The organism is Pseudoalteromonas sp. BSi20429 (assembly GCF_000238895.1).
Lineage (GTDB): Bacteria > Pseudomonadota > Gammaproteobacteria > Enterobacterales > Alteromonadaceae > Pseudoalteromonas > Pseudoalteromonas arctica.
Genome location: NZ_BADV01000036.1, coordinates 177,162 through 191,641 on the forward strand (window position 1 = coordinate 177,162; position 14,480 = coordinate 191,641).

11 protein-coding genes and 1 tRNA gene are annotated in these 14,480 nt (G+C 38.6%); 9 read left to right on the top strand and 3 right to left on the bottom strand.

Features of this window, described 5'->3' with window-relative positions; all coding sequences use genetic code 11:
• The first annotated feature begins 17 nt into the window (after nt 1-17).
• The 3 genes from P20429_RS11250 (at nt 18) to P20429_RS11240 (ending at nt 3,719) form a co-directional block, all read left to right on the top strand.
• Nucleotides 18-1,574: a SulP family inorganic anion transporter gene (locus P20429_RS11250; RefSeq protein ID WP_007582686.1), complete on the top strand. Its 1,557-nt coding sequence runs from the start codon at nt 18-20 to the stop codon at nt 1,572-1,574.
• 251 nt (nt 1,575-1,825) lie between these two features.
• A complete protein-coding gene (locus P20429_RS11245; RefSeq protein WP_007582687.1) occupies nt 1,826-2,902 on the top strand; it encodes a sensor histidine kinase in 1,077 nt (358 codons plus the stop codon).
• Nucleotides 2,895-3,719, top strand: a complete 825-nt coding sequence (locus P20429_RS11240; protein WP_007582688.1) for a LytTR family DNA-binding domain-containing protein — start codon at nt 2,895-2,897, stop codon at nt 3,717-3,719. The genes P20429_RS11245 and P20429_RS11240 overlap by 8 nt, the downstream gene beginning before the upstream one ends.
• 69 nt (nt 3,720-3,788) lie before the next feature.
• Here P20429_RS11240 and pyk read toward each other — a convergent pair whose 3' ends face one another.
• Complete coding sequence (gene pyk, locus P20429_RS11235; protein WP_007582689.1) at nt 3,789-5,225, bottom strand: pyruvate kinase; 1,437 nt, start codon at nt 5,223-5,225, stop codon at nt 3,789-3,791.
• Between the two features lie 377 nt (nt 5,226-5,602).
• Here pyk and gndA point away from each other — a divergent pair, with 377 nt between their 5' ends.
• Complete coding sequence (gndA, locus tag P20429_RS11230; RefSeq protein ID WP_007582691.1) at nt 5,603-6,976, top strand: NADP-dependent phosphogluconate dehydrogenase; 1,374 nt, start codon at nt 5,603-5,605, stop codon at nt 6,974-6,976.
• Between the two features lie 69 nt (nt 6,977-7,045).
• On the opposite strand, the gene ansA is transcribed toward gndA, so the two are convergent.
• Together ansA and sppA are read right to left on the bottom strand one after the other, a co-directional pair.
• A complete protein-coding gene (gene ansA / locus P20429_RS11225; protein WP_007582693.1) occupies nt 7,046-8,056 on the bottom strand; it encodes an asparaginase in 1,011 nt (336 codons plus the stop codon).
• Nucleotides 8,057-8,138: 82 nt separating this feature from the next.
• Nucleotides 8,139-10,004, bottom strand: coding sequence for a signal peptide peptidase SppA (gene sppA, locus P20429_RS11220; protein WP_007582695.1), 1,866 nt, complete (start codon nt 10,002-10,004; stop codon nt 8,139-8,141).
• A 219-nt stretch (nt 10,005-10,223) separates the two neighbouring features.
• Here sppA and P20429_RS11215 point away from each other — a divergent pair, with 219 nt between their 5' ends.
• The 5 genes from P20429_RS11215 (at nt 10,224) to P20429_RS11195 (ending at nt 14,471) form a co-directional block, all read left to right on the top strand.
• A complete protein-coding gene (locus P20429_RS11215; protein ID WP_007582698.1) occupies nt 10,224-12,185 on the top strand; it encodes an FAD-dependent oxidoreductase in 1,962 nt (653 codons plus the stop codon).
• 93 nt (nt 12,186-12,278) lie between these two features.
• Complete coding sequence (locus P20429_RS11210) at nt 12,279-12,962, top strand: DoxX family protein (protein WP_007582701.1); 684 nt, start codon at nt 12,279-12,281, stop codon at nt 12,960-12,962.
• A gap of 130 nt (nt 12,963-13,092) precedes the next feature.
• The gene (locus P20429_RS11205) at nt 13,093-13,641 is read left to right on the top strand and encodes an NAD(P)H nitroreductase (RefSeq protein WP_007582703.1); all 549 of its coding nucleotides are present in this window, start codon (nt 13,093-13,095) and stop codon (nt 13,639-13,641) included.
• A gap of 203 nt (nt 13,642-13,844) precedes the next feature.
• Complete coding sequence (locus tag P20429_RS11200) at nt 13,845-14,222, top strand: hypothetical protein (protein WP_007582705.1); 378 nt, start codon at nt 13,845-13,847, stop codon at nt 14,220-14,222.
• 158 nt (nt 14,223-14,380) lie between these two features.
• Nucleotides 14,381-14,471, top strand: a tRNA-Ser gene (locus P20429_RS11195).
• Nucleotides 14,472-14,480: the final 9 nt, after the last annotated feature.

Below are 14,480 nucleotides of genomic sequence, written 5' to 3' on the forward strand. Positions count from 1 at the left end.
ACCATTTGAGGAACTCAATGTTTAACTTACTCAGTAGGGCGCCTAGCTCTGCTAAAAACGATATTCTATCTGGATTAACTGTGGCGCTAGCCTTGGTGCCAGAAGCTGTTGCGTTTGCCTTTGTTGCAAATGTAGAACCTTTAGTTGGTCTATATGCCGCGTTTATCGTTGGTTTAATCACGGCTATATTTGGTGGCCGCCCTGGTATGATTTCAGGTGCAACCGGTGCACTAGCTGTTGTTATGGTAAGTTTAGTGCTTGATCATGGTGTTGAGTATTTATTTGCGACCGTATTGCTCATGGGCATACTGCAGATACTCGCGGGTGTATTTAAACTCGGTAAGTTTATCCGCATGGTTCCTCATCCGGTAATGCTTGGTTTTGTAAACGGCTTAGCTATTGTTATTTTTCTTGCTCAGTTAGGACAATTTAAAGTGCCTGATGGTATGGGCGGACAAGAATGGATGACGGGTAACCCGTTATATATTATGCTTTGTTTAGTGGCTTTAACCATGGCTATTATTCAGTTTTTACCTAAATTAACAACGGCTGTACCCTCTACATTAGTCGCTATTATTACAGTGACCGCTTTAGTTATTGGTTTGGATTTAGAGGCGCATACTGTAGTTGATTTCTTGAAAGGAATGACAGGCGACGAAGCTGCAACAATTGCAGGCGGTTTACCTCAATTTCATATTCCTATGGTACCGTTTACTTTCGAAACGCTACAAATTATTTTTCCTTATGCACTTATTTTAGCGGCTATTGGTTTAATTGAATCATTATTAACGCTTAGTTTAATTGACGAGATTACAGAAACTCGCGGTCATAGTAATAAAGAGTGTATAGGCCAAGGTGCTGCAAATATTACTTGTGGTATGTTTGGTGCTATGGGTGGTTGTGCAATGATTGGTCAATCAATGATCAACATTAACTCAGGTGGCCGTTCTCGCTTATCGGGTATAAGTGCTGCATTGATGTTGCTTGCGTTCATCATATTCGCTTCAAGCTTAATTGAGATGATCCCACTAGCTGCACTTGTTGGTGTTATGTTTATGGTTGTATTAGGTACGTTTGAATGGGCCAGCTTTAAAATGATGAAGCGTGTGCCTCTATCTGACGCTTTCGTAATAGTACTTGTATCGGGTGTGACGGTTATTACCGATTTAGCGATTGCAGTATGTGTAGGTGTTATTGTATCTGCATTAGTATTTGCTTGGCAGCATGCTAAGCACATATACACAACTAACTATATTGATGAAGAAGGCGCTAAAGTATATGAGTTACATGGCCCGCTTTTCTTTGGTTCAGTTAAAAACTTTGCAGAGTTATTTGATGTTAAAAATGACCCTAAAAATGTAATTGTTGAATTTAAGCATAGCCGCGTATCTGATCACAGTGCAATAGAAGCAATTGACACACTTGCTGATAAGTATACAAAAGCAGGTAAACAACTTCACTTACGTCACTTAAGTAAAGACTGTACGCAGTTGTTGCATAAAGCACGCGATTTGGTTGAAGTGAATGTGATTGAAGATCCAACATACAAAGTAGCATCAGACAAACTAGCTTAATTTACACAAAGCTATTTATATTTAAAAAGCGAAAGGTGAATAACCTTTCGCTTTTTTAGTGTATCTACTATTTGTTTGCGGTAAGACTATTAAAAAGCAAGGTAGGCTGTAGTGCTATGCAAACTCATAAATCTATATAATAAGACTATCTAATTTTATTAAAATTAGCCCTACATAGGTAAAAATAATAAAGAATAACAAGCGCCTATTTTATGGAATTAGTCTTTAACTATACGGAGTAAACATCTATTTTGAACTGGCAATCTTTAGTCGATAACAGACAGCGCTTTTTTTGGCTTTTGCAAATTGCAGGCTGGATTGGTTATGCGTTAGTAAATTATATTGGCTCTAAAGTATTTGAAATGCGTGATATATACGTATTTGTTATTTTATTAAATGCTTACGCTGGTTGCTTAATGACAGTACCGCTTAGGTATATTTACCGTAAAATTTGGAATGCCTCGCCTTGGGTATTAATGATTGTGGTATTTGGTGCCTCTTATGTAACAGGTACTTTATGGGCTGTCGTTCAAAAATTTAATTTGTGGGAAATATACCGCCATGGTTATAGACCAGAGGAGTGGTTTTATTACCTGCAGCAAGGCTTAGATTCTGTATATATTATTTTATGTTGGAGTGGTTTGTACTTTGGCGTTAAATATTATCAGTTATTACAAAGTGAGCGACAAAAAGCGTTAAAGGCCACAACTATGGCACACGAAGCGCAACTAAAAATGCTCAGGTATCAGCTCAATCCCCATTTTTTATTCAATACACTTAACGCTATTTCTACTTTAATTTTGGTTAAAGAAAACAAAGATGCTAACTTAATGGTAGCAAGGCTAAGTGACTTTCTACGTTATACATTAAATACCGATCCAATAAAGAAAGTACCGCTAGAGCAAGAGTTACATGCGCTCATGCTTTACTTAGAAATAGAACGTGTACGTTTTGATGAGCGATTAAAGGTAAATGTAGATATAAGCGAGCAAGCTAAAGAGGCTTTAGTACCGAGCTTAATTTTGCAACCTATTATAGAAAACGCGATTAAATATGCTATTGCCCATCTAACAGAAGGTGGAGTAATTGATATAAAAGCACAGGTATTTGCGAATGAGTTATTACTAGAAGTGGGCGACAACGGCCCAGGTACTGACATACTCGATGGCCAATTAGTTAACGCTCAAGGCGTAGGTGTCGCTAATACCAAAGATAGATTAAAAACGTTGTATGAAAATAATTATTCGTTTGTATTATCACATAATACGCCAAGTGGATTAAAAGTTAATCTGCGAGTACCTTTTGAGAAGGCTGTGAAAAATGACTAAAATAAAAACACTCATTGTTGATGATGAACCGTTAGCACGAAAAGGTTTAGCGGTAAGGCTCGAAGAATACTCTGATATTGAAGTAATTAAATTGTGTAGTTCAGGCGCTGATGCAATTGAAATGTGTCAAAGCGAGAAAATTGATTTGGTTTTTTTAGATATTCAAATGCCAGGTATGAATGGCTTTGAAGTAGCAAGAGCCCTTAGCGAAAGCTCAAAAGCATTACCAGCGATCGTATTTGTAACGGCCTTTGACCAGTTTGCTGTAAAAGCGTTTGAAATTCATGCTCTCGATTACATTTTAAAACCCGTTGATGATAACAGACTAAAACAGGCGGTAGAAAAAGTGCATACCTACTTAAAAACGCAGCAAGACAACGCCCATAAGAAAAAACTAGCGAGTTTTGTAGCCGGTATTACTGGTAACAATTGCGAAGAAATACTTAAAAAATTAGCCACTGGCGATATGCTAACAGACAGACGTTACCCAGAATCGCTTGCTGTAAAAGAGCAGGGTGAAATTATTCGTGTACCAGTAGCGACTATCCAATGGGTAGATGCAGCAGGTGACTATATGTGTTTGCACTGTGAAGACGGACAAACGCATATTCTACGTAAAACAATGAAAGAGCTTGAGCAAGAGCTCGACCCTCAGTTATTTGTGCGTGTACATCGCAGCGCAATAGTAAATACAAAACAAATTAGTAAACTGGTTACACAAGTAAGTGGTGAGTATTTATTAGTACTTGAAAATGGCCAAGAATTAAAAGTGAGCCGTAGCTACCGAGATAAGGTTAAAGCGGCGTTAGCAAGTTAAAGCCAACGCTTTTATTACAGACACAAAAAAATGCGAGCTAAGCTCGCATTTTTTATATTCGGCGTTTAATTACGCAACAGTTACAATTTTCATTGTGTTAGTTGCGCCCACAGTTTCCATTGAGTCACCGTGAGTAATGATTACTGTATCGCCAGACTGTAAAGACCCTTGAGAAACTAAAGTATCAAGCGCGGCTTTTACCATACCGTCTTTTTCAGTTTTTGTAGAATCAAAAAATACTGGGTAAACACCACGATAAAGTGCTGTTTGACCTAATGTACTGGCATGACGTGAAAGCGAGTAGATTGGTAAGCCTGAGCTGATACGCGACATTAATTTAGCCGTACTACCAGATTCAGTAAGTGTGATAATTGCTTTAACAGAATCTAAGTGATTAGCTGCATACATAGCAGAAAGCGCAATTGATTCAGCATTGTTAGAAAAGCGACTATCTAAACGGTGTTTAGAAACGTGCGTTTCTTTTTGCGATTCAGCGCCTAAACAAACACGTGCCATAGTCGCAACTGTTTCTTCAGGATAATCACCTGCAGCTGTTTCAGCTGAAAGCATTACAGCATCTGTTCCATCAAGAACAGCATTTGCAACATCCATAACTTCTGCACGTGTAGGCATAGGGTTATCGATCATCGATTCCATCATTTGCGTTGCTGTTACTACAGTACGGTTTAATGAACGAGCACGACGAATAATTAGTTTTTGCTTGCCCATAAGAGCAGCATCACCAATTTCAACACCTAAATCACCACGAGCAACCATTACAGCGTCAGACGCTAAAATAATGTCATCAACAGCTTCTTGGGTTTCAACGGCTTCAGCACGTTCAATTTTAGCAAGTAACTGTGCTTTTGAACCAGCTGCTTCAGCAAGTGAGCGTACGTAGCGCATATCGTCGCCACTACGTGGGAATGATACGGCAATGTAATCTACGTCAATTTCAGCGGCAGTTATTAAATCTTCTTTGTCTTTTTCAGTAAATGCTGGAGCAGTTAAGCCACCACCTAAACGGTTAATACCTTTATTGTTAGATAAAACACCGCCAACAGTGACTGTACAATGCACTAAATGCCCAGCTACTTCATCAACACTTAATTGAATAAGGCCGTCATTTAGAAGTAGTAAATCGTTAGGGCTTACATCGTTAGGTAATTCTTTATAATCAATACCTACAGAGTTTATGTCGCCTTCGCCTTTTTCCATTTTTGCATCAAGGGTAAATTTTGCACCCACAGCAAGCGTTACTTTACCTTCTTTAAAAGTAGAAACGCGGATTTTAGGGCCTTGAAGGTCAGCAAGGATAGCAATATGCTTGCCTAATCTTTTTGCAATATCGCGTACAGCTTGTGCACGGTCTTTATGATCTTGGGCAACACCATGTGAGAAGTTTAAACGTACTACATTAGCCCCAGCGATAATAATTTTTTCTAAGTTGTTATCTCTATCGGTAGCAGGTCCAAGGGTAGCGACTATTTTCGTGCGTCTTAGCATCAATTTCTCCTGTTTGCTTGGTGAAAGCATGTTGACGTTATTTTGTTGACTTAAAATATCTACATTAGAATAAAATATTTTAGTTATGTGCAAACTTCAAAGGTTTGCCACTATTTTATACAAAACTATTGTGTCATCATTATGACACCGGTGTCAGAATGCGTCAATGATCTTAATTTCAATTAGCTTTGCTTTTAGTCACCCCGAGACCATTGATGTTTGATATAATTACATAGCTTATTTATCTGTAATAAAAAAGCATGTTGTATTGACTCATAATTAGTATTTTATGACTGTATGAGTATAATGCACGCGGTATTATTTAATTTATACACTGAATTTTCTAACCAAATAGTTGTTACCGAGGAGGACACTAGATGCAAGTTGCATTAGTAGGGTTAGGCGTTATGGGAAAAAATCTTGCCCTAAACTTGATTGAAAAAGGGATAACGCTAGTCGCTTATGACAAAAACCCACATGCGGGTGAAGAGTTACTAAGTTGTGCTAAATCTCAAGGCATGGCTGATAGGCTTCACATTGTCTCTGATTTAAGAGACATGGTAAGGCGTTTAGAGGCACCTCGTTCTATTTTATTACTTGTTCCTGCTGGTGAGTTAGTTGATACAGTTTGTAATGAACTTGTAGAGGCCGGCGTTAACTGTGACGATATGATTGTCGATTGCGGTAATAGTAATTATAAAGACGGTATAACGCGTAAACTTAAATACCAAAATAAATTTGAATTTGCCACTATGGGAATTTCTGGCGGTGCAGAAGGCGCTCGCCATGGTCCTGCAATGATGGCAAGTGGTTCTGAGGGTGGTTGGGAACGTATTGAGCCATGGTTTGAAAAAGTAGCTGCTAGCTATAATGGCGACTCGTGTTTTGCACGTGTTGGTCAATCAGCAAGTGGTCATTTTGTAAAAATGGTTCACAACGGTATTGAATACGCACTTATGCAACTTATTGCAGAAGTGTACCAATTACTTCGTTTAGGCACTAATCGTTCTCCAAAAGAAGTGGCTGAGATATTTAATGACTGGTCAGAAGGTCAATTAAATAGCTACTTACTGTCTATTTCTAGCCACATATTGTCACTTGAAAATCATAATAATGTACCGCTTGCGGACTTAATTGATAATAAAGTTGGCGCTAAAGGTACTGGTCTTTGGACTGCGCAAAATGCACTAGAACTTGGTATTGCAGTTCCTTCACTTGTTGCTGCTGTACAAGCTCGTCATTTAACTAATGCATGTAATACAACGGCTGCACAAGAGATGACGTATGCATCTAAATCAACTAACAATGTTGAAATTGATTTAGAAGAGCTAAAAGAAGCGTTCTTACTTGCAAGCTTACTAGCGTATCGCCAAGGTTTAGCGTTAATTAAAGGTGCATCACGTACTCATCAGTGGAAAGTTGATTTATCTAAAACGCTTCAAACGTGGCGTGCTGGTTGTATTATTCGTGCTGACTACCTTGTTAGCGTTGCACAAGGTGTTGAATTTATTGATACCCTTGAGAAAGAGTCTAACTCTTTGCGCAAAATTACCGGACAAGCAATAATGACTGGTTTAGCATTCCCTGTATTGGGTGCTACACAAACGTATTTAGCAACATTAACCACACCGAGTAATGGGCATTTAGTTCAAGCCCAGCGTGATTACTTTGGTGAGCACGGCGTTAAAACCCATAGCGGTGAAACATGTCATTTAACTGACTTAGTAGATATCGACGCTAAAGTTAGGTAATAAACAGTTGTTTAAAACGATAAAGGCACGCTATTTAGCGTGCCTTTTGTATTTTAGGCGCGGTGAGATTTAACGGCTTAATTCACCACGTAAATTGTCTTGCATTAAATGACGAATCGTCTCTACTTCTAGCTTTTGGCTAAATAAATAATGTAATTTAGTTAAACACGCTTCAAGGGTCATATCGTATCCACTAATAACACCAATATTTAACAGTGCATTACCCGTTGCATAGCCGCCCATATTTACATGGCCTTTTAAGCACTGGGTTAAATTAACAATAACGACGCCACGTTTACTTGCTTCTTCAAGTATTGATAAAAAGTTAGGATCTTGCGGTGCATTACCTACACCAAAACTAAGCAACACCAAGGCTTTAATATTGCCATTAACTAAGCTTTTAACCACTTCTTGACTAATACCAGGGTATAAATAAAGCACACCAATGGGTTGAGGTGTAATAGGGGTAACTTGCAGCTCATTTTCAACATAAGGACTAAGTTGGCCTTTAATAAGTTGAATACTAATACCCGACAACGCTAAGGGATCAAGATTAGGCGACGCAAATGCATTAAATCCATCGGCGTGGGCTTTAGTTGCTCTGTTACCTCTAAACAGTTGGTTATTAAAAAATAGACTTACTTCTGCAATTGGATAATTTGCCGCTAAATACATTGCATTCAGAAGGTTTACTTGACCATCTGAGCGTAATTGAGAAAGCGGAATTTGTGAGCCAGTTACAATCACAGGTTTAGTTAGGTTTTCGAACATAAACGATAGTGCTGAGGCTGTATACGCCATTGTATCGGTGCCATGAAGCACAACAAAACCATCATAATCTTGGTATTTATCTTTAATGTCATCAGCAATAAGTTGCCAATGCTCGGGAGACATATCTGAAGAATCTATAAGAGGGCAGTATTCGTGAATATCAAACAAAGGCATTTCATCACGGTTAAACTCTGCGTTGTTTACTACGGTTTCTGTTAAAAAACCTTCAGCAGGAATATAACCTCGACTCGATTTTTTCATACCTATAGTACCGCCAGTATAAGCGATATAAATGCGTTTACGTTTCATAAAAAAAGCCCAGTAAAAAAACTGGGCTTAGTATAACGTTAAGTAACTTTAAATACAGCTGATTAGGTAAAGCTATGCACTTTTATTGTGCAACGTTACACACTAAACAGCGTGCATAAACACCTTGTGGATCGTTGTAATCTTTAAGGTTTTCAACTTCAGTACTTAATTGGTTAATAACGCTTTGCAAGTTAGCTTGCGTTGCTAACACAGATGTTTTTTGTGTTTGTAAACCAAGCATCGATTTAATAGAGGCGTTACCAAAAATGTTTTGAATCATTTTTTCTTGCGAGCTTAAATCTTGTTTAATGGTTTTAACTTCATAGTGATTAAGTTTTGCAAGAGCTGCGGCTGCTTTTATAGCATCTTGTTTATCACCAAGTTTGTCTACTAAACCTAGTTCAAGTGCTTGAGATGCAATCCATACGCGGCCTTGGGCAATTTTATCAACTTGCTCAGGCGTCATATTACGGGCATCAGCGACAACATTTAAAAAGCGACCGTATGCTTCTTCAACGCTCATCTGAATTACTTGACCCATTTTTTCGTTTAGGGGACGAGTGATAGAAAAACCAGCCATTTCGGTTGTTGCAACGCCATCTGAATAAACACCAATCTTAGATAAGGTTTTTTCAAATGTCATAAACGTACCAAACACACCAATCGACCCTGTAATAGAACTCGGTGCTGCCCAGATTTCGTTTGCAGCAGAGGCAATCCAATAACCACCTGATGCAGCTACAGAGCTCATAGAGGCAATAACAGGCTTACCAGCAGTTTTAAGCGCTAATACTTCTGCACGAATAACTTCAGAGGCAAACATACTACCGCCACCTGAATCAATGCGCAGTACAACCGCTTTAACTTTGTCATCAAGGCGTGCTTTACGAAGTAGGGCTGCTGTAGAGTCGCCACCAATTTCGCCAGCTTTACGCTCACCATCCACAATTGTACCTTTAGCAACTACAACGGCGACTTTTTCGGTAATAGGGTTATCAAATTCAATCGGTGGTTTAACCAAGCTTAAGTATTCACGAAATGAAACTTGCTTAAATGTTTTGCCATCTTCTTGTGCGCCAACTAAATCAATTAACTGTTTGCGAACTTGTTGATTTGTTTTTAAAGAATCAACCCACTGGTGGTCAAGTGCATATTTACCTGCATCGCCATCGGCAGCTTTCATTTTTTCAAGATATACGTCCATTGTCTCGTCGAAATTTGACTCATCAAATGGGCGAACCGCAGCAACATCTTGTTTGTATTCGCTCCAAAGAGCGCCCAACCAAACACGGTTAGCTTCTTTGGCTGCTTCAGACATGTCGTTCCGAATGAAAGGTTCTACTGCTGACTTAAATGTACCAACACGGAAAATATGCTGCGTTACTTCAAGCTTTTCAAGTGCATCTTTAAAGTAAAGCGGATACATGCCGTAACCTTCAATACCTACGCTACCGTATGGGTGCATAGCTATTTCATCAGCATGTGATGCAATATAGTATTGTGCTTGGGTATAGTAATAACCCGATGCAATCACTTTTTTGCCAGCTTGTTTAAATGCATCAATAGCATTGGTAATTTGCTTAAGTTTGTTTAAATGCGCTTTAGGCATTTCTTGTAAATCAAGCAGCATCACCGTAATGCGATCGTCTTTAGTCGCTTCGTTTATTACTTCAACAATATCGTCGAGTAATATTTCGCTTGGCGCTTCAGAACCAGAAGTAGCATCACTAATTGCAGCTTCGACCGGATCTATGTATGTTTTTTCTTCAACAATAGGGCCATTTAGGTTAAGCCTAAGAACAGAGCCATTTTCAACTATTATTTTATCGTCGTCACTTGAGAGTGACACTAAGAAAACAATTACCAGTAATAAAAACAGAATGTTGAGTATTAAACGACGAGAAAAGTTAATTCCAGCCCAAATACCTTTAAATACCTTTGCTATCAAAATAGCTCCTTAATTTGGTACAGTTAATACATTAGTTCCATCTTAGCCTAGAATAAAAATAAATTTAACTGCTAAATCGTAACGAAGTGTTTATGAGGTGCTATTAATACATGTTTTTATGGCTTTTTTTAATTAAATGAAGGCACATATTGCTTATTACTTGCCATTAAAGCAGAATTAGCTAATGTATACAGGTTAGACCAGTTAACGGGGCACAAGATGTTAGAACAACAATTACAACTAAAACACACACAATTACGTAACCGCTTAGTGATGGGCTCAATGCATACAGGCCTTGAAGAGGGATGGCATAACCGCAAACGCTTACGTGCATTTTATGAAGCACGTGCAAAAGGCGGTACCGCAATGTTAATTACGGGCGGATACAGCCCTAATTTACGTGGCAAATTAACACCTATTTCATCTTCATTTAATAGTTATTACGATGTATTTAAGCACCGCGCTTACACAGATGCTGTGCATAAACACGGCGGAAAAATTTGTTTGCAATTATTACATGCTGGACGTTATGCGTACCATCCATTCAATCAGGCACCAAGTGCAATAAAAGCACCTATTAATCCTTATAAACCTAAAGCGATGTCGCTTGGCTCGATTAAAAAAACAATTAAAGACTTTGCGCACTCTGCCTATATGGCTGAAAAAGCTGGCTACGATGGCGTAGAAGTGATGGGTTCTGAGGGTTATTTAATTAATGAATTTATGGCGCCTCATACTAATAAACGTGAAGATGAATTTGGTGGCAGCCTAGAAAATAGAATGCGACTTGCGCTTGAAATAGTTAAAGCTGTAAGAGCAAAAGTATCTGAGCAATTCTTAATCATTTTTAGATTGTCGGTTATTGATTTAATCCCAAACGGTTCAACACCAGAGGAAGTTATTATTCAGGCTACCGAGCTTGAAAAAGCGGGTGTTGATATATTTAACACAGGTATTGGTTGGCACGAAGCGCGTGTACCGACTATTGCGAGTATGGTGCCGCCAGGTGCATTTAAAGAAGCATCAAAACGTTTAAAAGACGTGGTGAGCGTGCCAGTGATTGCTGTTAACCGAATTAATACTCCAGAAATAGCTAACGATATTTTAAAGGCAGGCGAGGCTGATTTAATTTCGATGGCAAGGCCGCTACTTGCCGATCCAGAGTTTTTTAATAAATACGCAAAGAATCAATCTAAGCAAATTAATATTTGTATAGGGTGTAACCAAGGTTGTCTAGATCACGTATTTAAAAATAAACGTGCTACGTGTTTAGTTAATCCACAAGCTGCATTTGAGCTAGATTACCCGTTAGAGCAAGCAACCAAAGCTAAAAACGTATTAGTAGTCGGTGCAGGCCCCGCTGGTTTATCGGCAAGTTGTTACTTGGCTCAAAAAGGGCATAACGTCACGTTAATTGATCAAAAACCGCAAATGGGTGGCCAATTTAATTTAGCTATGCAAATACCAGGTAAAGAAGACTTTAACCATACTCTTACTTACTTCACTAATGAGCTTGAGCGATTAAAAGTAACTGTAGAGCTTGGTAAAGCTTATGACGATTCAATGCTTAAAAACTATGATGACATCGTATTTGCAACTGGCGTTAGGCCGCGTGAAGCCTCTATTAAGTGTAGCGATGATAAGCGTGTATTTGCTTATGACGAAGTTATACGCGGCGAAGTAGAGCTAGGTAAATCAATTGCTATTTTAGGTGCCGGTGGTATAGGTTTTGATATGGTTGCGTTTTTAAGCGAACATAAATCGCAAACTATTAGCGAGTTTAAAACGCAATGGGGGATTGAGTGTGAAGCCCAACCTCATAAAGACGAACGTCAATTGTATATGTTAAAACGCAGTACGGGTCGTTTTGGTAGCGAGCTTGGTAAAACAACGGGTTGGATACATCGCCAAGTTGCTAAGCAGCATGGCGTTAAGCAAATTGCTGATTGCCAATACCAAAGCTTTGATAAAAGCGGACTAACTATTAATGTTGCTGGTGAAACTCAAGTACTGCCAGTAGACACTGTTATTGCCTGTATTGGCCAGGTTTCTAATAACGAAGTGCTAGAAAATTACACAGATAACGCAAAGGTACATGTTATAGGCGGAGCTAAACTAGCTGCAGCTATTGATGCTAAACGCGCTATTTTTGAAGCACTTCAGGTCGCTAGAAGTATTTAACCTTTGTAAATAAATTGAAATAGTTTATCAATTCATGCGGTCTTTGCTGTTTATAGTCTATAACTTAATAAACAGTGAACACACAGGATACGCATGAATAAACTAACCAATCTTTATGATGCAATATTGGGTAAACTATCATTTTTAGATGGTTTACCTGCATTGCTATTTCGCTTGATTTTAGCCCCTGTTATGATCATTGCAGGTTATAACAAACTTGCTATAAGCGGTGAGACAGAAGGTTTCTTTGATAACTTTTTAGCATCTCCAGATGTAGTTCAATGGTTTGGTAATAATGAATGGGGTTTAGGATTACCGTTTCCTGACTTACTAGCTTTTTTAGCTGGCTGGAGTGAATTTTTAGGAGGTTGGTTTTTATTACTTGGCCTTTTAACTCGCTTGGTCAGTATCCCACTTATGTTCACAATGGTTGTCGCTGCAACCTCAGTGCATTGGCATAATGGTTGGTTTGCAATAGCACCAACTAACCCAGAAACAAGTGCTGCGCAAGTGCTCGATTGGTTATCAATTCCGGGCGCTAAAGAAAGCCTTGAAAACTCACTAGAAGTACAAGACCGAATAGGTAAAATTCGTGGCTTAGTTGAAGAACACGGTTTTCCTGATTATCTATACGAAAAGGGCAAGCCGTCTATTTTAAACAACGGTATAGAATTTTCGGCAATTTATTTTGCTATGCTTCTTAGCTTGTTTTTTATGGGCGGTGGGCGTTTTGTTAGTATAGATTACTGGTTAAGGCGAAATATTGTAAAAGAATAACGTATTTAATCTACTTTACTAACGGCCGCATAGCTTAACCCTTTGCGGCCGTTTTGCATTTTAATTTCTCGGTATTTATTTTTTAAGGGTTTAAATGTTACTCTAGCGTTTTGAATTTTGAGGAATCGTTATGAACGCTATCGAGCTTTTACTTACCCGCCAATCAGACTCTAAACTAACAGAGCCGGGCCCTACGCCTGAGCAGCTCGACATAATTAAGCAAGCAGCATTACGTGTTCCTGATCATGGCTGTATAGCACCGTGGCAGTTCATTGTTGCTCAAGGTGATGCACGCAATAAACTGGGGGAAATTTACCATCAAAGTGCAGTGGCAGAGCAACAAGAAGAAAAAGTAATTAACCGTGCTAAAGAGCTTCCCCTTCGTGCGCCTATGATTGTAATAGCAATTGCTAAATATCAAGAACACCCAAAAGTTCCTCGAATAGAACAAGTACAAAGCGCAGGCTGTAGTGTATTAGCGATGCAACAAGCTGCATTTGCCCAAGGGTTAGGCGGTGTTTGGCGCACAGGCTACTTTGCACAAAGTAGCGCGGTTAAAAAAGCGCTTAACTTACATGAGCAAGATGAAATAGTAGGGTATTTATATATAGGTACACCCGAAGTCGATTGTAAAAAGTCGCCTCGCCATAAGCCAGAAAACTATTTTAGTAATTTGTGAAATAGTATGAACTTTGCGCAACTTGCATAGTCATAATTCATTAAGGTTACAAAGAGTATTATTCAAAAGTTAATGGTTTGGCTGTAAGAAGCGCTTGGAAGCACTAAATTTACTAAATCTTCTTCAGTTTGTTTTTTAATCGGTTGTTTTTTGATACATTATGGAAAGTCTTAATAAAAATAACGATAAAGAAGACGAAAACTATGGGAAATTTATTTTTACGTGAAAAAGAGAATTGGCTAGCATGGTCAATTTGGGGAATCATTGGTGCTTTTGTAACACTGTATGTTGCAATGAGCACAAATGCATCACACTTTATAGCCGGTTCAGCGATGGGTATGCTTGTGTTGTTAACATGGTGGATGCACCAGTCCAAACGTTTCGACTTTGGGCGTGCATTTAAAGTATGTTGCTACGTTTTATCGCTTAGTGTGCTACCTGCTTTTATGTTTGTTGTAGTACCAAGTGATGATTTAAATCGATTCGATTTAATTTTTCAAGGCGTTACCTTTACCGCACTGAGTATATTGGCTTGTTTAATCTGCTCTTGGATTGCACGTAGACCTAAACAATATTATTAATGTGTTTAACTTTAGTCCATTAACTACACTTTTATTAAAGCGAAGAGCTTAACAAAAGAACAAAGTGGGTCTATTTTATCCAATATGTTAATATTTTATATTAATTTCTATTTAGCTCTTTACAAGTTATGTATTTAGCCATATTATTCGCGCCGTGCGGAGAGATGGCAGAGTGGTCGAATGCACCGGTCTTGAAAACCGGCATGGGTTTATAGCCCATCTAGGGTTCAAATCCCTATCTCTCCACCATTATTTAAT